The organism is Pseudorhodoferax aquiterrae (genome assembly GCF_014652235.1).
Classification (GTDB): Bacteria; Pseudomonadota; Gammaproteobacteria; order Burkholderiales; family Burkholderiaceae_C; genus Pseudorhodoferax; species Pseudorhodoferax aquiterrae.
This window is the reverse complement of sequence record NZ_BMYK01000007.1, coordinates 160306-179781: the sequence shown is the minus strand read 5'-3', so window position 1 is coordinate 179781 and position 19476 is coordinate 160306. Positions and strand designations below refer to the sequence as shown.

Annotated in this window: 17 protein-coding genes; 10 read left to right on the top strand and 7 right to left on the bottom strand. The window is 71.4% G+C overall.

Features of this window, described 5'->3' with window-relative positions; translation table 11 throughout:
• Positions 1-155: 155 nt before the first annotated feature.
• From IE209_RS14295 to IE209_RS14285, 3 genes are read left to right on the top strand one after another with little or no spacing between them, the layout of a single operon-like run.
• Entirely contained in the window at positions 156-1013 is an 858-nt protein-coding gene (locus tag IE209_RS14295; protein ID WP_229882846.1) for an HTD2 family dehydratase, read from the top strand.
• A 10-nt stretch (positions 1014-1023) separates the two neighbouring features.
• Positions 1024-2214: a CaiB/BaiF CoA transferase family protein gene (locus tag IE209_RS14290; RefSeq protein ID WP_189687622.1), complete on the top strand. Its 1191-nt coding sequence runs from the start codon at positions 1024-1026 to the stop codon at positions 2212-2214.
• A gap of 22 nt (positions 2215-2236) precedes the next feature.
• Positions 2237-3583, top strand: coding sequence for a class-II fumarase/aspartase family protein (locus IE209_RS14285; protein WP_189687621.1), 1347 nt, complete (start codon positions 2237-2239; stop codon positions 3581-3583).
• Between the two features lie 10 nt (positions 3584-3593).
• On the opposite strand, the gene catB is transcribed toward IE209_RS14285, so the two are convergent.
• Both catB and IE209_RS14275 read right to left on the bottom strand, forming a co-directional pair.
• A complete protein-coding gene (gene catB, locus IE209_RS14280) occupies positions 3594-4223 on the bottom strand; it encodes a type B chloramphenicol O-acetyltransferase (protein WP_189687620.1) in 630 nt (209 codons plus the stop codon).
• 15 nt (positions 4224-4238) lie between these two features.
• Positions 4239-5177: a LysR family transcriptional regulator gene (locus tag IE209_RS14275; protein ID WP_189687700.1), complete on the bottom strand. Its 939-nt coding sequence runs from the start codon at positions 5175-5177 to the stop codon at positions 4239-4241.
• A gap of 131 nt (positions 5178-5308) precedes the next feature.
• On the opposite strand from IE209_RS14275, the gene IE209_RS14270 reads away from it, so the two are divergent.
• Genes IE209_RS14270 through IE209_RS14260 form a run of 3 tightly spaced genes read left to right on the top strand, consistent with a single transcriptional unit; the run spans position 5309 to position 8388 of the window.
• On the top strand, positions 5309-6286 hold the full coding sequence (locus IE209_RS14270; protein WP_189687619.1) for a Bug family tripartite tricarboxylate transporter substrate binding protein: 978 nt from the start codon (positions 5309-5311) through the stop codon (positions 6284-6286).
• A gap of 28 nt (positions 6287-6314) precedes the next feature.
• Entirely contained in the window at positions 6315-7394 is a 1080-nt protein-coding gene (locus IE209_RS14265) for a porin (RefSeq protein ID WP_189687618.1), read from the top strand.
• Positions 7395-7422: 28 nt separating this feature from the next.
• A complete protein-coding gene (locus IE209_RS14260; protein ID WP_189687617.1) occupies positions 7423-8388 on the top strand; it encodes a LysR family transcriptional regulator in 966 nt (321 codons plus the stop codon).
• Between the two features lie 15 nt (positions 8389-8403).
• On the opposite strand, the gene IE209_RS14255 is transcribed toward IE209_RS14260, so the two are convergent.
• A complete protein-coding gene (locus IE209_RS14255) occupies positions 8404-8859 on the bottom strand; it encodes a carboxymuconolactone decarboxylase family protein (RefSeq protein WP_189687616.1) in 456 nt (151 codons plus the stop codon).
• A gap of 256 nt (positions 8860-9115) precedes the next feature.
• On the opposite strand from IE209_RS14255, the gene tcuA reads away from it, so the two are divergent.
• From tcuA to IE209_RS14235, 4 genes are all read left to right on the top strand, one after another.
• Positions 9116-10579: an FAD-dependent tricarballylate dehydrogenase TcuA gene (gene tcuA / locus IE209_RS14250; protein ID WP_189687615.1), complete on the top strand. Its 1464-nt coding sequence runs from the start codon at positions 9116-9118 to the stop codon at positions 10577-10579.
• Positions 10566-11753 (top strand): tricarballylate utilization 4Fe-4S protein TcuB, encoded by a 1188-nt coding sequence (gene tcuB, locus IE209_RS14245; protein ID WP_189687614.1) that lies wholly within the window; start codon positions 10566-10568, stop codon positions 11751-11753. The genes tcuA and tcuB overlap by 14 nt, the downstream gene beginning before the upstream one ends.
• Before the next feature lie 24 nt (positions 11754-11777).
• On the top strand, positions 11778-12761 hold the full coding sequence (locus IE209_RS14240) for a Bug family tripartite tricarboxylate transporter substrate binding protein (protein WP_189687613.1): 984 nt from the start codon (positions 11778-11780) through the stop codon (positions 12759-12761).
• A gap of 83 nt (positions 12762-12844) precedes the next feature.
• Positions 12845-14860, top strand: coding sequence for a 4-oxalomesaconate tautomerase (locus IE209_RS14235; RefSeq protein WP_189687612.1), 2016 nt, complete (start codon positions 12845-12847; stop codon positions 14858-14860).
• Positions 14861-14863: 3 nt separating this feature from the next.
• On the opposite strand, the gene gspD is transcribed toward IE209_RS14235, so the two are convergent.
• The 4 genes from gspD to IE209_RS14215 are packed head-to-tail and all read right to left on the bottom strand — an operon-like array spanning position 14864 to position 19476.
• Complete coding sequence (gene gspD, locus IE209_RS14230; RefSeq protein WP_189687611.1) at positions 14864-17134, bottom strand: type II secretion system secretin GspD; 2271 nt, start codon at positions 17132-17134, stop codon at positions 14864-14866.
• A gap of 37 nt (positions 17135-17171) precedes the next feature.
• Positions 17172-17816, bottom strand: coding sequence for a hypothetical protein (locus tag IE209_RS14225; protein WP_189687610.1), 645 nt, complete (start codon positions 17814-17816; stop codon positions 17172-17174).
• Positions 17813-18382 carry a type II secretion system protein GspM gene (gene gspM / locus IE209_RS14220; RefSeq protein ID WP_189687609.1) on the bottom strand — a complete coding sequence of 190 codons (570 nt, stop codon included), beginning with the start codon at positions 18380-18382 and terminating at the stop codon, positions 17813-17815. Before gspM ends, IE209_RS14225 begins: the two co-directional genes overlap by 4 nt.
• A complete protein-coding gene (locus IE209_RS14215) occupies positions 18379-19476 on the bottom strand; it encodes a PilN domain-containing protein (RefSeq protein ID WP_189687608.1) in 1098 nt (365 codons plus the stop codon). Before IE209_RS14215 ends, gspM begins: the two co-directional genes overlap by 4 nt.

Genomic DNA, 19476 nt, shown 5'->3' with positions numbered 1-19476 from the left:
CGGCACCCGCCGGCGCGACGGCGCCCTCCGACATGCGGCAGGACCATTGCACCGCATGCATCAATTGTTCCGAACATTGCACTTCACAGGCAGGCAGGCTTGTTCAAGACTTCGTGCATGGCCGCTGCGCAAGCCAGGCCTGCATGGAGATTCCATTGAACACAGACCTCAAAGCGCTGGACGCATGGACCGGACGCACCGAAACCGTCCAGGACACGATCACCCCCACCCCGGTGGTGGCCTTGACCGCCACGCTGGACCATCCGGCCGCCGCGGCGCCCGCCGGCACGCCGCTGCCCCCGTTGTGGCATTGGCTCTACTTCCTGCCCATGCACCGGCAGTCGGAGATCGGCGCCGACGGGCACGCCAAACGTGGCGGCTTCCTGCCGCCCGTGCCGCTGCCGCGCCGCATGTGGGCGGGCAGCCAGTTCAGCTTCCATGCGCCCATCCGTGTCGGCGACCAGGTCGCGCGCACCTCCACCATCGACGGCGTGCGCAGCACGTCCGGCCGCACCGGTCGGCTCGTGTTCGTCAAGGTGCGCCATGAAGTCCGCTGCAACGGCGCCACCGATCCGGCGCTCGTGGAGTTCCACGACATCGTCTACCGCGAGGCCCAGCGGGCCGACGACGTGGTGCCGCCGCCCCAGCCCGCCGTCCGCGGCGCCTGGCGGCGCGAGATCGTGCCCGACGACGTGCTGCTGTTCCGCTACTCCGCACTGACCTTCAACGGCCACCGCATCCACTACGACCGCAAGTACGTGACCGAGGTCGAAGGCTATCCCGGCCTGATCGTGCACGGCCCCCTGATCGCGACCCTGCTCATGGACCTGCTACGCCGCCAGCTGCCGGATGCCGACGTGGCCGACTTCCGCTTCAAGGCCGTGCGCCCGACCTTCGACCTGCACCCCTTCCACGTCAACGGCGAACTGCAGGCCGACGGCAAGACCGTGCGGCTGTGGGCCAGCGACCACGAAGGCTGGCTGACCATGGACGCCACCGCGACGTTGCGCTGAAAGGACCGCCATGCAACCCCTCAAGGGCATCACCGTCATCACGCTGGAACACGCCATCGCGGCGCCGTTCGCCACCCGCCAGCTCGCCGACCTGGGCGCGCGCGTCATCAAGATCGAGCGTCCCGGCAGCGGCGACTTCGCGCGCGGCTACGACCAACGCGTGCGCGGCCTGGCCTCGCATTTCGTCTGGACCAACCGCTCCAAGGAGAGCCTCACGCTGGACGTCAAGCACCCCGAGGCCGCCAAGCTGCTGGAACGCCTGGTGCTCGAGAAGGCCGACGTGGTGGTGCAGAACCTCGCGCCCGGCGCCGCGGCGCGCCTGGGCATGGGCTACGACAACCTGTCGCAGCGCAAGCCCGGGCTGATCGTGTGCGACATCTCCGGCTACGGTGACGACCCGCACAACCCCGGCCCCTACCGCGACAAGAAGGCCTACGACCTGCTGATCCAGAGCGAGGCCGGCTTCGTCTCCGTGACCGGTACGCCCGAGGAGCCCTGCAAGGCCGGCCCCTCGATCGCCGACATCGCGGCCGGCATGTATGCGTACACCAACATCCTGGCTGCGCTGATGCAGCGCAGCCAGACCGGCCAGGGCCAGCGCATCGACATCTCCATGCTCGAAGCGCTGGCCGAATGGACCAGCTACCCGCTGTACTACGCCTTCGAAGGCGCCGCGCCGCCGCCGCGCACGGGCGCCAGCCACGCCACGATCTACCCCTACGGGCCGTTCCCGGCCGGCGATGGCGGCAGCGTGATGCTGGGGCTGCAGAACGAGCGCGAGTGGGCCAGCTTCTGCACCACCGTGCTGCAGCAACCGGGCCTGGCGAACGACCCGCGTTTCAGCGCCAACTTCAAGCGCGTGGCCGAGCGCGAGGCGCTGCGCCGGATCATCGTGGAGGCCTTCGCCTCGCTCAGCGCGGCGCAGGTGGTCGAACGCCTGGAACAGGCCCAGATCGCCAACGCCCAGGTCAACACCATGGCCGAGGTCTGGGCGCATCCGCAGCTGAAGGCGCGCGGCCGCTGGACCGAGGTCGGCTCGCCGCAGGGCCCGCTGCCCGCCATGCTGCCGCCCGGCAGTTGGAACACCGGCCCGCGCATGGACCCGGTGCCGGCGCTGGGCCAGCACACGGATGCCATCCTGGCCGAACTCGGCTATGCCAGCGGCGACATCGCCGCGCTGCGGGCCGCCCAGGCCATCTGATCCCTTCCATCGAAAGCACACCATGGCAGCCACCATCATCGATTCGCGCATCTTCGGCGACATGTTCAGCGACGCGCGCATGCGCGCCGTCTGGTCCGACGAGAACCGCACCGCCAAGTACCTGGACATCGAACGCGCGCTGGCCAAGGTGCAGGGCCGGCTCGGCATCATCCCGCAGGAGGCTGCCAACGAGATCGTGCGCAACTGCGAACTCTCGCAGATCGACTGGGCCCAGCTCAAGGCCAAGACCGAGCAGATCGGCTACCCCATCATCGCGGTGGTGAACCAGATCAACGCCAACTGCCGCGACAAGCTCGGCGAGTACTGCCACTGGGGCGCCACCACGCAAGACATCACCGACACCGCGGCGGTGCTGCAGATCCGCGAGGGCCTGGCGCTGGTCGAACAGGACCTGGACGAGATCGGCGAGGCGCTGGCCGCGCTGGCCACGAAGTACCGGGACACACCCGTCATCGGCCGCTCCAACCTGCAGCAGGCCACGCCCATCACCTTCGGCTACAAGATGGCCAGCATCCTGGCCGGCATCGACCGCCACCGCGAGCGGCTGCAGCAGCTCAAGCCCCGCGTGCTGATGGGCGAGTTCGGCGGTGCCTCGGGCACGCTGTCCTCGCTCGAGAAGGGCGCGATGGAGACCCAGGCCGGCCTGATGCAGGAGCTGGGCCTGGCCCAGCCGCTGATCTCCTGGCACACAGTGCGCGACACCATCGCCGAAGTCGGCGCCTTCCTCGCCATGGTGGGCGGCTCGCTGGGCAAGATCGCGATGGACGTCAAGCTCATGATGCAGACCGAGGTGGCCGAGGTGTTCGAGCCCTTCGCGCCCGGGCGCGGCTCCTCGTCCACCATGCCGCAAAAGCGCAACCCCATCTCCTGCCTGTACATCCACGCCAACATCTCGGTGGCGCGCCAGCACGCCGCTGCGCTCATGGACGCGATGGTGGCCGACCACGAGCGCTCCACCGGCCCCTGGGAGATCGAATGGGTGTCGCTGCCCGAGATCTTCTGCCTGATGTCGGGCGCACTCAAGCAGACCAAGTTCATCCTGAAGGGCCTGGAAGTGGACGCAGGCCGCATGCGCGCCAACATCGCGCTGACCAACGGCCTCGTGATGTCCGAGGCCGTGATGATGGGCCTGGGGCCCTACATCGGCCGCGAGTACGCCCACGACCTCGTGTACGACCTGTGCCGCGAGGCCATCGCCAAGGACCGGCCGCTGATCGAGATCCTGGCCGTGCACCCGGAGATCACCCGGCACGTCACGCGTGCGCAGCTGGAGGCCATGTGCGAGCCCGCCAACCACCTGGGCCAGGCCGGCGTGATGGTGGACCGGGTGCTGGCGGCGCGGGCGTAGCAGCTCGCGCTCAGCGCGCGGAGCGCCAGTGCCGGTGCAGGCCCGCGATGTCGCCAGAGCAGATCAAGGGCATGGCCGCCTGGATGGCTGCCAGAGGCCAATCCCACCACTGCATCTCGAGCAGCATCGCCACCTGGTCCGGCGGGAAACGCTTGCGGATCTCCCGGGCCGGGTTTCCTGCGACGATGGCATAGGGCTCCACGTCCCGCGTGACCACCGCGCGGCTGCCGATGACTGCACCGTGGCCGATGGAAACACCCGGCAGGACCATCGCCTCGCTGCCGATCCAGACGTCGTGCCCGATCACGGTGTCTCCGGCCGGAACGAACGCATCCTGCGCAGCGGCGAAAGCGGGCTCCTGCTGCATGTAGAAGAACGGGTAGGACGATGCCCAGTCCGCGCGATGCCCCTGGTTGCCCGCCATGATGAACGCGGCACCCGAACCGATCGAGCAGAAGCTGCCGATGATCAGCTTGTCGACGTCGTCGCGGTCCGGCAGCAGGTAGCGCGCGCAATCGTCGAAGCCGTGCCCGTGGTAGTAGCCCGAGTAATAGCTGAACCGTCCGACCTGGATGTTGGGGTTGGTCACCTGCTCGCTGAGCAGCCTGCCTTTGAAGGGGCTTTCGAAGAAGTTGCGCATGCGTCGCAGTGTGCATCACTCCAGGTGTGCCGCCGCCGTCCTGCCCGCCGCACCGCGCCGCCTGCCCTTCATCTCCAGGAAGAATTCGTAGATCTGCTGCGCCGCTGGCGCCAGCGGCCGGCCCTTGCGGCGGATCAGGCCCACCTTGCGCGTGACCACCGGGTCCACCAGCGGCACGCTGACCAGGAGCGGATGGTCGGCGCCCGGCATGGCCAGCGAGGGCACGGCCGCCACCCCCAGCCCCGCTTCCACCAGGCCTAGCATGGTCGTCACGTGCTGGGCTTCGTAGACGGCCTCCGGCCGCCCCGGCAGGCCGGCCAGCGCCTGGTCCAGCAGCAGCCGGTTGCCCGAGCTCTTGCTGACGGAAATGAAGTCGTGCTGGCCCAGTTCGGCCCAGCCCACCTTGCGCTTCTTCGCCAGCGGATGGTCGCGCCGGCAGGCCGCCACGAAACGCTCCTCCAGCAGCGGGGTGAACTCGATGTCGGGCTCCTGGCTGCCGATGAAGTTCAGCCCGAAGTCGGCCTCGCTGCGCGCCACCGCCGCCAGCACGTCGTTGGCGCCCGCGTCGAACACCTTGACGCGGATCTTGGGGTAGCGCTCGCGGTAGCGTGACACCACCTGCGACAGGTAGTAATAGACCGTGGATGGCACGCAGGCGATGGTCACCTCGCCCATGCGCGTTCCGGCCACGCCGCGGATGCCCAGCAGCGTGCTGTCCAGGTCGTCCAGCAGCTGCTGCACCTTGCGGTCGAACTCGCGGCCCACGGCCGTGAGGCTGACCTTGCGCGTGGTGCGCTCGAGCAGCTTGACGCCCAGCGCCTCCTCCAGCTTCTCGATGCGGCGGCTGAACGCCGGCTGCGACACGTGCAGCGCCTCGGCCGCCTTGCGGAAACTCGACAACTCCGCCACCGTGCGAAAGGCCTGCAGGTCGTTGAGATTGAAGTTGATGGCCATGGGGATGCTGCGCTTGCGTTGATAGGTAGTGTGCATCAATCGTTCGCAAAGATGCAATTCACAGAAAGCTTCGCCACGCCGACCATTGCACCGGTTCGACGACAACCATCCCAATCCACCGGAGCAGACAAATGCAGTTCAACCCCAAGCGCCTGGCCAGCACCGCGGCCATCGCCATCGCGGCGGCCTTGGCCAGCGCCGCGGCGCTGGCCGCCTATCCCGACAAGGCCATCACCATCGTCGTGCCCACGGCCGCCGGCGGCGCCAACGATGCCATGGCGCGCACCATCGGGCAGGCCATGTCGCAGGTGCTCAAGCAGCCCGTCATCGTGGACAACAAGGCCGGCGCCAACGGCGCCATCGCCAGCGAGGCCGTGATGCGCGCCCCGGCCGACGGCTACACGCTGATGCTGGGCTACATCGCCACGCATGCGATGAACCCGGCGCTGCAGAAGCTGCGCTACGACCCCGTCAAGGACTTCGAGCCCGTCGCCATGGTCGGGTCCTCGGCCACGCTGATGGTGGCCAACCCCAAGGTCAAGGCCAACAGCGCCAAGGAACTCGTGGCGCTCGTCAAGGCCAGCAAGTCGCCGCTGAGCTATGCCTCGGCCGGCAACGGCACGGCGCCGCACTTCGCGGCGGAGATGTTCAAGCTGTCCACGGGCGTGGACCTGCTGCACGTGCCCTACAAGGGCTCCGCGCCGGCCGTGACCGACACCATCGGCGGCCAGACCGAGGTGATGTTCCCCAGCCTGTTCACGGCCATCCCCTACGTGAAAAGCGGCAAGCTCAAGGCCATGGGCGTGGCCGGAAGCAAGCGCTCGGAGCTGCTGCCCGACGTGCCCACGCTCAAGGAGCAAGGCATCGCCGATGTGGACGTCTCGCAGTGGTATGCGATCTTCGCCCCGGCCAAGACGCCCAGGCCCGTGCTCGAGCAGCTCAACAAGGTGATCAACGAGGTGCTGGCCGACAAGGCGGTCGCCAAGCGGCTGGAGGACCACGGGGCGGAGGTCGAGACCATGGGCCTGGAGCAGATGCGCAGCTTCATGGCGAACGAGCAGGTCAAGTGGAAGCAGGTGGTGCAGGCCGCCAGGCTCAAGGCGGACTGATCGCATGCGGCAGCGAAGCAAGCACCCGATGCGCCACATTTCCACCGCGACCGCAGCCCTGGCCACGCTGTGCGCCGTGGCGCCCGAAGGCGCCCAGGCCCAGAGCAGCGTGCGGCTCTACGGCATCGTCGACCTCGCCATGCGCCGGGCCAGCGGACTCGACGAGTTCGCGCCCAGCGCCACTTCGGCCACCGTCATGTCCAGCGGCGTCAACAACACCAGCCGCTGGGGCCTGCGCGTGCAGGAGGACCTGGGCGACGGCTTCAGCGCCCAGGCCCAGCTCGAATCGGGCATCAACGCCAGGACCGGCGCGCCCATCAGCTCCAGCATGTACTTCGACCGCCAGTCCTGGGTGGGCCTGGGCAGCCGCTGGGGCCTGGTGAGCATGGGTCGGCAGACCAGCCTGCTGGCCGACGCGATCTCGCCGATCGACCCGCTGGGCATGCGCCTGGCGAGCTTCAACCCCAGCGTCAACGTCGCGGCGCTGAGCCAGCACCAGCTCGGCGTGGGCTTCGGCGCGAGCGGCTCGGCCACGGCGTCGTACCGGCTCAACAACAGCGTCAAGTACACGGGCGATGTCGCCGGCGTCAACCTGCGCGCCATGCACAGCTTCGGCGAGGTCGCCGGCAACAGCGGCGCCTCCGATTCCACGGGCCTGGCGCTGGGCTACAAGCACGGTCCCTTGCAGCTGTCGGCGGCGCACCAGCGCTTTCGCAACAACGACGACACGCTGGGCCTGCGGGCCAGCGTGCTCGGCGCGGCCTACACCCTGGCGGGCGGAACGCGCCTGGCCGGCATCTTCGGCCGCAGCCACGCGGAGACCGGCGCCACGGCGCGCACCACCCTGCGCACGCTGGGCCTGGGCGCCACGGTGCCGGCGGGCGCACTGGTGGCGCTGACGCTGGCCCACTACCGCGTGGACCGCGCGCGCAGCGCACGCGCCGACGACGGCTATGGCCGCACCGTGGGCTTCGCGGAGTACACGCTCTCGCGGCGCAGCGTGGTCTACGCCGAGGTCGACCACACGCGCTGGCACGGCGGCTTCCAGGGCGCGGCCAACAAGCCCAAGGCCACGGGCGTCAGCCTGGGGGTTCGCCACAGCTTCTGAGCATCCAGGCGGCTGCCAGAATCCAGGCATGGAACTGCGCCAGCTGCGTTACTTCGTCCAGATCGTGGAATCGGGGTCGATGAGCCGCGCCGCGCTGGAGCTCGACATGGTCCAGTCCGCGCTGAGCCAGCAGGTCAGCCGGCTGGAGGGTGAGCTGGCCACGCGGCTGCTGCAGCGCACGCCGCAGGGCGTCTCCCCCACGGAGGCAGGCCTGGCGTTCCTGCGCGAGGCGCGGCTCACGCTGCGCCATGCCGAACAGGCCGCGCGCGCCGCGCAGCAGGCACGGCTGGCGGGCAGCGTGAGCATCGGCCTGGCACCGACCACTTCGGCCATGCTGGGCCTGCCGCTCATGCAGGCCATGCGCACACGCTATCCGGACGTGCGGCTGCACATGGTCGAAGGCATGTCGGGCCATCTGGCGTCCATGCTGCGTGCCCAGGAGCTGGACCTGGCCGTGCTGTTCGGCCACCGGCCGGATCTGCTGGAGCTGCGCCAGCCAGCCGGGAGCGCGGGGCGCCGCTGGCAGGTGCAGCCGCTGGTCGAGGAAGAGCTGTTCCTGGTGCGCGGCAGCGCGTCCGCCCCTCTGCCAGACACGCTTGCAACGCAAGCCCTGCGCGGCGAGCCGCTGATCCTGCCGACCGGCCCGCACGGTCTGCGCAGCACGCTGGACGCGGCCTTCGCGCGCGCCGGCATCGCACCCACCATCGCGCTGGAGGTCGATTCGCTGGCCATGGTGATGGCGGCGGTGGATGCCGGCCTGGGCTCCACGGTGCAGCCCTGGGCTGCACTGGGCCGCTACCCGGACGCGCTGCAGCGCTTTCGCACGGCGCGCCTGGACGACCCGACTGCGCGCCGCGTGAACCTGCTGTGCAGCCGCGCCGACGACGCGCTGCCGCCAGCCTGCCTGGCGGCGCGCAACGTGGTGCGCGACTGCGTGCGCCAGTTGGCGGACAGCGGACGCTGGCAGGGTGTGGGCATCGTCCACGGTGAATGAATCGACTCCGACGGCTCAAGCCTCGGCTCTGGCGCGCGGCTTGAGGCGGAAGCTGACCCCCAGGCGGTTGATGGCGTTCATGGCCGCGATGGTCAGCGTGAGGTCCACCAGGTCCTTTTCCGAGAACACCGCTGCCGCCGCCGCGTAGGCCGCGTCGGACGCGTGCGTTTCGCTCACGCGGGTCACCTCCTCGGCCCAGGCCAGCGCAGCGCGCTCCTGCTCCGAGAACAGGTAGGCCGCTTCGTGCCAGACCGGCACCAGCACGACCGTGTCGATGGCCATGCCTTCCTGCAGCAGATCGCGCGTGTGGATGTCGATGCAGTGGGCGCAGCCGTTGATCTGGGACACCCGCAGGAACACCAGGTGGACCAGACGGGACGGCAGCGCCGTTCCCGTGGTGACGAAATGATGCAGCCCTCCAACGGCCTTGGCACCTTCGGGGGACACAGCAAACCAGTTCGCGCGTTTCATGTTGTCGCAGTCCTTCTTCAAGTAGTTGGCGGGTCGGCACCATGCCAGCCCGTCGACCACTAGACGCGCGAGCGCAACGTCCTGTGACAGCCTGGCCGGAATTCTGTGCAGGTCCACGTCTGGGCGCACTCGCGTCATCACATCCCGTGATACCCCCATCCCTCGCCGCGCCTGCACGCGCGGGCCGCGGCTTCCTACAGTCTCCTGCACCGGCCGGCCCTGCCCGCCCGCACCTACCCCAGGAGGCAAGAACCAGATGGAACCCGATGTGCTCGTCATCGGCGGCGGCAACGCGGCGCTGTGCGCGGCGCTCATGGCACGCGAGGCCGGTGCCAGCGTGCTGCTGCTGGAGGCCGCGCCACGCGCCTGGCGCGGCGGCAACTCCAGCCACACGCGCAACCTGCGCTGCATGCACGATGCGCCGCAGGACGTGCTGGTCGAGGCCTATCCCGAAGAGGAGTTCTGGCAGGACCTGCTCAAGGTCACGGGCGGCCTCACCGACGAGGCGCTGGCCCGGCTCGTGATCCGCCATTCGGCCGGCTGCCGGCCCTGGATGCGCCGCCATGGCGTGCACTTCCAGCCGCCGCTGTCCGGCGCGCTGCACGTGGCGCGCACCAACGCCTTTTTCATGGGCGGCGGCAAGGCGCTGGTCAACGCCTACTACCGCAGCGCCGAAGCCCTGGGCGTGCGCGTGCGCTACGAAGCGCCGGTCGAGCGCATCGAGATGGCTGGCGGCCGCTTCGTCGCCGCGCACTGCGCGGGTGAGCGCATCACGGCGCGCACCTGCGTGGTGGCGGCGGGCGGCTTCGAGTCCAACCGCGCCTGGCTGGGCGAGGCCTGGGGCGTCAACGCGCGCGGCGAGCGCCCGGCCGAGAACTTCCTGATCCGCGGCACGCGCTTCAACCAGGGCGTTGTCTTGCGCGAGCTGCTGGACGTGCACGGCGCCGAGCGCACGGGCGACCCCACCCAGGCCCACATGGTGGCCATCGACGCGCGCGCGCCGCTGTACGACGGCGGCATCTGCACACGCATCGACTGCGTGTCGCTCGGCGTGGTGGTCAACCGCGAGGGCGAGCGCTTCTACGACGAGGGCGAGGACTTCTGGCCCAAGCGCTATGCCATCTGGGGCCGTCTCGTGGCGCAGCAGCCCGGTCAGATCGGCTGGTCCATCATCGACAGCCAGGCCATCGGCCGCTTCATGCCGCCGGTGTTCCCGGGCGTGCAGGCCGACACGCTGCCGGCGCTGGCAGAGCAGCTGGGCCTGCCCGTGCTGCGCTTCGTGCAGACCCTGCAGGACTACAACGCCGCCTGCCGCCCCGGCCGCTTCGACCACACCGTGCTGGACGACTGCCGCACCGAAGGCCTGGCACCGGCCAAGACGCACTGGGCGCGGCCCATCGCGCGGCCGCCCTTTTACGGCTACGCGCTCAAGCCCGGCGTGACCTTCACCTACCTGGGCCTGAAAACCGACGACACGGCCGCCGCGCGCTTCGCCGGCGCGGCCAGCCCCAACCTGTTCGTGGCCGGCGAAATGATGGCCGGCAACGTGCTCGGCAAGGGCTACACGGCCGGCGTGGGCATGAGCATCGGCACGGCCTTCGGCCGCATCGCCGGGGCCAATGCCGCCCGCGCCGCGGCCGGCCGCGCGCCCGGCACGCTGGGCGCACTGATCGAGGCCGAGCAGGCTGCCACGCAAGGAAATCGCCATGTCCACGCTTGACCACCTGATCCGCGAGGCCAGTGACCTGGCCACCGGCCCCACCGCCGGCCTGCGCCTGGCCACCCCGGCCGAGGCCGAGGTGGCGCGCCAGCTGCACATCTGCAACGCCTGCCGCTACTGCGAGGGCTTTTGCGCCGTGTTCCCCGCGATGACGCGCCGGCTGGAGTTCCCCACGGCCGACGTGCACTTCCTGGCCAACCTGTGCCACAACTGCGGCGCCTGCCTGCACGCCTGCCAGTACGCACCGCCGCACGAATTCGCCGTCAACATCCCGCAGGCCATGGCGCGCGTGCGCGGCCAGACCTACCAGGACTACGCCTGGCCGCCGGCGCTGGGCCGGCTGTACCAGCGCAACGGCCTCGTGCTGTGCCTCGCATTGGCCGCGGCGCTCGCGCTGTTCCTCGCGCTGGCGGTGGCGCTGCGCGGCGGCCTGCGGGCGGTGGTGCCGGCCGGCGGCAGCTTCTACGACCTGTTCCCGCACAACCTCATGGTCGGGCTGTTCGCGCCGGTGTTCGGGTTCGCCGTGCTGGCGCTGGCCATGGGCGTGCGGCGCTTCTGGCGCGAGATCACGCCAGTGACCAGCGGCGCCGCACTGGACGCGCCGGCCGCCGCCGAGGCCACGCACGACGTGCTGCGGCTGAAGTACCTGGACGGCGGCCACGGCCAGGGCTGTAACAACGCCGACGATGCGTTCACGCTGTGGCGCAGGCGCTGCCACCACCTGAGCTTCTACGGCTTCCTGCTGTGCTTCGCGGCGACCGCGGTGGCCACGCTCTACCACTACGCCTTCGGCTGGGCCGCGCCCTACGAGCTGCCCAGCCTGCCCAAGCTGCTCGGCGGCGTGGGGGGCGTGGCGCTCGCGCTGGGCACGGCCGGCCTGGCTTGGCTGAACCTGCGGCGCGATCCTGCGCACGGCGATGCGGCGCAAAAGCCCATGGACCTGGGCTTCATCGCGCTGCTGTTCCTGACCGCCACCAGCGGCCTCGCCTTGTGGTGGGCGCGCGGCAGCGCCGCCATGCCCGCGGTGCTGTGCCTGCACCTGGGCGCGGTGATGGCCTTGTTCGCCACCCTGCCCTACGGCAAGTTCGCCCACGGCATCTTCCGCAGCGCCGCACTGGCGCGGCATGCGGTGGAAAAGCGCCGCCCCAACCCGGTCGGGTTGGGCGCGGACTGAGTTCCTTTTTCCCACGGAGCCCCCATGAACACCCAACGCCGCCACCTCGTGGCCGGCGCGGCCACCGCTGCGCTGCTCGCCCCCCTCAGCATGCCGGCCGCCGCGCAGGCGCCGGACTTTCCGCCGAAAAAGCCGGTCACGCTGGTCGTCGGCTTCGCGGCCGGCGGCGCCGCCGACGCGGCCGCCCGCCTGATCGCCAAGAAACTGGCCGAGAACATCGGCCAGACCGTGGTGGTGGACAACAAGGCCGGCGCGGGCGGCAACATCGCGCACCAGATCGTCGCCAAGGCGCCGGCCGACGGCTCGGTGCTGCTGTTCGGCTCGGTCGGCCCGCTGACCATCGCGCCGCATCTCATGAAGCTGCCCTACGACCCGTTCAAGGACCTGGCGCCGGTGTCCGGCGGTGTGAGCTTTCCGAACGTGCTCGTGGTGGACCCGGGCCTGAACGTGAAGACGCTGCAGCAGTTCGTCGAGCTGGCCAAACGCAAGAGCGTGGACTACGCCTCCACGGGCGCCGGCTCGGCCTCGCACCTGGCGGGCGAGCTGTTCAACCAGCGCGCCGGCGTCGAGATGGTGCACGTTCCCTACAAGGGCGGCGCGCCCGCGCTGCAGGACCTGCTGGGCGGTCGCGTCGCCTCGTACTTCGCGGCGCCGCCCACCGCGCTGCCGCAGGTCGAGGCCGGGCGGCTCATTCCGCTGGCCACCACGGGCCTCGCGCGGCCGGCTTACATGCCCAACATCCCCACCGTGGCCGAATCGGGCTACCCGGGCTTCGAGGCGCTGAACTGGTACGCCTTCGTCGCACCGGGCAAGACGCCCGCACCGCTGCTGGACCGCTGGAACCAGGAGATCGTCAAGGTGCTGGAAGACCCCGGCGTGCGCGATGCGCTCGCGCACCATGGCCTGACGCCGCAGCCGACCACACGCACCGGCTTCGCCGCGTTCATGAAGAAGGAGTGGGACCAGTGGGGCGCCATCGTCAAGTCGCGCGGCATCAAGATGGAGTGATGCTTGGCCATTGATGCATCGGCCCGATCAATTGCAAGCAACAATGCAATTCACGGCGAGAACGTGAGGCCGAACAATGGCGCATGAGCAAAACCATCCCATGCGTCCTGATGCGCGCAGGCACCTCGCGCGGCCCCTTCTTCCTGCGCGAATGGCTGCCCGAGGGCGACGAGGCCCGTGACCAGGCACTGATCGGCGCGATCGGCGCATCCGACCCGCTGCAGCTGGACGGCGTGGGCGGCGGCAGCACGCTGAACAGCAAGGTGGCCATCGTCTCGCGCTCCAGCATTCCGGGCTGCGACCTCGACTACCTCTTCGCCCAGGTCGGCGTGGGCCACCGCTCGGTGGACACGCGGCCCAACTGCGGCAACATGCTCTCGGGCGTGGCGCCCTTCGCGATCGAGCAGGGCCTGGTGCCCGCGCAGGACGACACGACCAAGGTGCGCGTGCACAACGTCAACACCGGCGCGCGCATCGACGTGACCGTGCGCACGCCGGGCGGCCGCGTCACCTACGCGGGCGATGCGCGCATCGACGGCGTGGCCGGCACGGCCGCGCCCATCCTGCTGGACTTCCTGGACGCCTGGGGCGCGGTGACGGGCAAGGTGTTCCCGACCGGCCAGCGCATCGACCGCATTCAGGGCGTGGAGGTCAGCTGCATCGACGCGGCCATGCCGCTCATGATCATCCGCGCGGCCGACCTGGGCGTGACGGGCCGCGAGAAGCCGGTGGCGCTGGACGCCGACGCCGCGCTGCTCGAACGCATCGAGTCGCTGCGCCTGGAGGCCGGCCTGCGCATGGGCCTGGGCGACGTGTCGAACAGCGTGGTGCCCAAGCCGGTGCTGGTCAGCGCGGGCGATTCGCCGGACAGCATCATCTCGCGCTACTTCACGCCGCGGCGCTGCCATGCCTCGCATGCGGTGACGGGCGCCATCGGCGTGGCCAGCGCCTTCGCGCTGCCGGGCACGGTGGCCAGCGGCGTGGCGCGCGCGGCCGGCTGCCACCAGCTGACCGTGCTGCATCCCGCGGGCCAGATCGACATCGAGGTGGAGATGGGCGAGCAAGGCGGCGAGGTCAGCGTGCGGCGCGCCGCGCTGGTGCGCACCGCGCGCAAGATCATGCAGGGCGAGCTGCACCTGCCCGACTACGTGTTCTCGCGGCCGGAGGAAGCGGCTCGGCCCGCGGCGCGCAAGCCGCTCACGCTGATCGTGCCGACCAGCGCCGGCGGCGGCAACGACACCATGGCCCGCATCATCGCCGCCAAGCTCGCGCCGCTGCTGGGCCAGGAGGTGCTGGTGGACAACCGGGCCGGCGCCAACGGCGCCGTGGCCAGCGAATACGTGGCGGCCGCCGAGCCCGACGGCCAGACGCTGATGTTCGGCTATGTGGCGACCCATGCCATGAACCCGGCGCTGCAGAAGCTCGGCTACGACCCGGTGGCCGACTTCGCGCCGGTCGGCCTGGTCGGCTCCTCGCCCACGCTGATGGTGGTGCACCCGGACGTGCCGGCACGGGACGTGCCGGCGCTCGTGGCGGCCCTGCGCGCTGCGCCGGGGCGCTATGGCTACGCCTCGGCCGGCGACGGCACGCCGCCGCACTTCGCGGCCGCCCTGTTCCAGCTCGCCACCGGCACGACGCTGGTGGGCAGCAGCTACGAAGGTGCCGCGCCGGCCATCGCCGACACGGCCAGCGGCCGCGTGCAGCTCATGTTCCCCAGCCTGTTCACGGCCTCGCCCTTCGTGCACAGCGGGCGGCTGCGCGCGCTGGCCGTGGCCGGCGCCCAGCGGCTGCCGGCGCTGCCCGAGGTGCCAACGCTGGCCGAGGCCGGCATCCCAGGCGTGGAGCTGACGCAGTGGTACGGCCTGTTCGCGCCCGCACGCACGCCGGCCGAGCGCGTCCAGGCCTTGAACCGGGCGCTCAATGCGGTGCTCGCCGATCCGGCCGTGGTGGCGCTGTTCGAACGCCACGGCGCGCGCGTGGAGTCCGGACCGCCGCAACTGCTCGGCGAGCGGGTGCGCACGGACCTGGCACGCTGGCAGGCGGTGGTGGCGCAGGGCGGGCTGCTCGCGCAGGAGCCACGCGCGACCGCGCTCGAGTGAGGCCTACCGCAAAGGCTCGACGATGACCTCGGCGGGCGCCGCCGTGGTCGCGGGCGCCATCGACGACAGGCCCTGCATCTTCAGGCGCAGGTCGTTGCTCACGTCGCGCAGCTCCTGGTCGGAGCGCACCACGCGCGGCGTGATGGTCAGCAGCAGCTCGGTGCGGGCCGCCACCTTGGTGGTGGAGCCGAACAGCTTGCCCACCACGGGAATGTCCTGCAGCACCGGCAGGCCGGACCGGCCGTTGGAACTGTTGTCGCGGATCAGGCCGCCCAGCACCAGCGTCTCGCCCGAGCGCACGGCCACCTTGGTGGAGATCTGGCGCTGCAGGAAGCTGTACTGCTGCGTCGCATCGTCCAGGCTGCCCAGGTCCGTCACGGACTGGTTGATCAGCATGTTGACCATGTTGCCCGCGTTGACCGAGGGCGTGACCGACAGGTTCACGCCCGTGTCCTTGTACTGGATGTTGGTCGTCACGAGGTTGGCCGAGCCCGAGATCGTGGTGCCCGCGTTCACGGGCTGCTGCGTGCCCGCGGCGATGTTCGCGGTGAAGTTGTCCTGCACCATCAGCGAGGGGCTGGAGATCACCTTGAGCAGCGACTTGGAGGCCAGCGCGTTGAGCACCACGCGGATGTCGCCGCCCAGGCCGCCGGCACGCAGCGTGTAGGTGAAGCCCTGACTGGTGGCGCCGGTCAGCCGGCCGGCTTCGGCCGAGGCGGCGTTGAACAGGCCGCCGCTGCCATACAGGCCGTTGCGCCGGCCGTCCCGGAAGAACCACTGCAGGCCGTACTGCAGGCTGTCGTCCAGCGTGACCTCGATGATGCTGGCCTCGATCAGGACCTGGTTGGGCGGCACGTCCAGGCGCTTCAGGGAGGCCTCGATCTTGGCGTACTCCGAGCGCGGCCCCCAGATCAGCACGACGTTGTTCACGTCGTCGGCCATCACGCGCAACTTGCCGACGTTGCTGGCCGTCGAGGTCTGCGTCTGCCCCACGCCGCCCTGCGGCATGGCGGTGCCCATCGGCCCGGCCGTGCCGCTTGTCCCGTTCAACCCGCCGGGGGACCAGCCGCCGGTCAGGCCGCCCGCGCTGCCGGATAGGCCGGCCGTGCCGCCCACGGCGCCCCGGCTGCCGACGGTCGCCGTCGGCAGGCCGGGCGCGACGCCGCTGTTCGCGGAGGCCGAAGGCGGCGCGCTGCCCTGCCCGCCCTCGCCGAACAGGCCCGCCAGCAGGCTCGCCAGGTGGCGCGCATTGCCGTTCTGCACGTGGTAGATGAACAGGCGCGGCTCGGTGCTGCTCTCGTTGGGCTGGTCCAGGCGCTCGATCCAGCGCCGGGCCTGGTCGAGCTGGCTCGCACGCGGGGCCACGACCAACACGGCGTTCAGGCGCTCGATCGGCATCACGTGCATGCCATGGAAGGCGCGCGACGCGGCCAGCGCCGCGTCCGCGCCCCCGGTCGCCGGCATGGCCGGCGCAGGACGCGCCGCACCGGGCGCAGCTGCGGCGCCGCCCACTGCAGCCGCGGCCGGGTTGAGCAGCTCCAGGCCCTGCGCCACGTCCGCCACCGTGGCGTACTTGAGCGAGAACAGGCCGACCGACATGCCCTGCAGCAGGTCGACGTCGAAACTGCGCACCAGCTCCATCCAGGCCTCGGCCTGGCTGCGGCTGCCCACCAGCACCAGCAAATTGCGCAGCGGATCGACGCGCACCAGGGATTCGGGCTGCAGCAGCGGCCGCAGGATGGCCGCCATCTCATTGGCGCCGATGAATTCCAGCGGCACGATCACGGCGCCGTAGCCCGCGGGCAGCGGATCCTTGCCGCCCGCCTGGCTGACCGAGACGCCCAGCGCGCGCAGCACCTCCGCTGGCCCCACCTGGAAGCTGCCGCGCGCGTCGCGCATCAGCGCCAGCCCGTTGGCCTGCAAGGCACTCTCGAGCAGGAACACGGCCTGGTCGGGGCTGACCGGCTTGCGCGTGGACAGCGTCACCGCGCCGTCGATGGGCGGGTGCAGGGTGTAGTCCACCTTGAGGATGTCGCCGAGCACGGTCCGCACGACGTCGGCCACGGGCGCTTCCTCGAAGTGCAGGGAGACGGGGCCGCCGGTCAGCGCGGGCAGGGAGCGCGGCGCGGCGACGACGCGGTCGTTGCCGCGCAGGATGCGCGACGCCGTGGTGGGTTCGGCATCCTGCGTGCCGCCCAGCCCGGTGCCGGTCTGCGCCGAGGCGGACAGGACGACGAAGGCAAGGCTGCCGCAGGCGATGCGTGGGACGGTCATGGAAGTCGTTTCGGTCAAAGCGTGTGGGGAGACGGACTCAGCGCTGCGCCGGGCCGGCGGGCAGGGCCGCAGCCGCGCCCTCGGTGCCGGCGCCCGGCTGCGCGGGCGTGGGGTTCGGCACCGCCGGGCTGCCAGGGCGCGACGGCAGACGGCGCGCACCGGCGGCGCGGCCACGCCCTGCGGCCGCGGACAGCTGCCCGCGCTGCAGGGCCAGCACCCGCGTCTGGCCGCGGCGCGTCAAGGTCACGGTCTGGGCCTCGGGGCTCACCGACGCCAGGGTCCAGCCCTCGAAGCCGCCCTGCCGGGCGATCCGGTGGCTCTTGCCATCGATCTCGAGGATGACGGCGCTGCCGGCCGGCCCGCCGTCCACGATGGCGCGCAGCCGCGCCTGGCCCAGCCGGTCGGGCGCCGTGTCGACGGGTGCGGGCGCGGCGGGCTCGGGTGGGCGCCGGGTCTTGGCGAACAGCGGCCGGTCCAGCAGCATCGGCTGTCGCTGCGCGTCGGGCGCCGCGCGCTGCGCCGACGCGGCGTCGCCCGCGCGGTAGTCGCCCAGGTGCGGCGCGGGCGCCTGCCACTGCGCGGACGCGCGCAGCGCACCCTGCGGCGTCACCCACAGGGCCACGAGCACGAGGCCGAGCGCCGCGCACAACGCGGCGAGCACGCGCAGCGCAGGGGCTTTCATGCACGGCCCCGCAGCACGCCCAGGCGCAGCCGCACCGCCAGGCGCGGCGATTCGGTCGGCCGCTGGCTGGCCAGCGCGCCCTGCAGGCGGATGTCCAGGTCGTCGACCATGACCACGGGCGACTGCTGCGCCAGCGCGGCCAACGCACGCTGCAAGGCCGCGAGGTCGCCTTCCAGGCCCAGCAACACGCCCACGCGGTCGAACCCCTGTTCCTCGGTCGGTGGCAGCACCTGGCTGCTGCGCACCTGCATGCCGGCCTGCGCCATGAGCGCGCGCATGCGCTGCTGCACGAGGTTGCCGGTCTGGGCCGCGTCGTCGCTGGCGGGGTAGACCTGGGCGCTGCGTTCCAGCTGCGCCGCCTGCAGCGCCGCATCGATTTCGCCCCGTTGCGCGACCAGGCCGAGCAGGCGCGCATGGCGGGCCTGCAGCTGCTCCAGACCGGCCTGGGTGCGCTGGTGCCATTCGGCCACCTGCCACGCCACCAACACGAGCGGCATTGCCATCGCGAGCAGGCCGATGCCCAGCCACGTGCGGTCCTGGCGCTGCCAGCCCCTGCGCGGTTTCATCGGCCGCCTCCGTCCGCCGCGGTGGCTGCTGCGGGCGCCGGACCACCGCGCGACGCCAGGGCGAACGCGGCGGGATCGAGCTGGAAACTGACCGTGAAGCTCTCGAAGGCCGCGCCGGGCTGCCGCGTCGCGGCCGCGGGTGCGCGCACATTGCGCAGGCCCGCTTGCCGGCCCAGGCCCTGCATGAGGCTGGCGGCGTCGCCGGTCGTTCCGGACAGCGTCACCACGTCGCCCTGCAGGCGCAGGCTTTGCACGGCCGTGCCGTCGGGCAGCGCCTGCGTCAGCAACTCCAGCACGCGCAGCGGGTCGATGCGCTGGTCCAGCAGCTTCGCCGCCGCGGCCATCGCCTCCTGCGCCTGCACCAGGGCCTCGCGCCGGGCCAGCACGGGCCGTGCCTGCGCGGCGAGTTCTGCATGCGCACGGGCCGCCTGGGCCTCGCGCAGCCACAGCTGCAGGCTGGGGGTCAGCGCCAGCAGCAGGGCCAGCAGCACCGCCAGTACCAGCAAGGCGCGGCACAGCCGCCAGTGCCGGCGCGCCGCTGCCGCGCGCCGGCCCTCGCCGTAGTCCGGCAGCACGATGGGAGGCCCGTCGTCGGGCGCGACCCAGATCTCCGGCACGGCGGCGGCGCTCTCCAGCCGCGTGGCCAGGCTTTCCAGATGGCTGGCCACCTGTTTGCGGGACGCGAGCGCGACATCGGCCGCGATGCCGCCACCGGCCGTGGACCGGCGCCGCCAGCCCCAGACCAGGTCCTGCGCGGGGAACGGGTTCCAGCCCTGCACCTGCAGCGCCAGCGCGTGCGCCGCTTCGGTCGCCGCCGCACGCGGCAGCACGACGGTGCGCTGCAGCACCATGGCCTGCGGCAGCGCCACGGCCACGGTGGACGGCGCACCGGCAGGCGGCTGGGCCATGCGGCCCCGCGCGCCCTGCCAGAACGCGTCCGGCGCATCGGCACGCACCACGCGCACCGGCTGGTCGGGCGCGAGCCAGGAGACGATGGGCCAGCCGGGCGCGGCCTCCCAGGGCCGGCGCAGGGCCGCCCACAGGGCCCCGAGGTCCAGGCCGAACAGACGCAGATCGCGCGAGACGGATGGCAT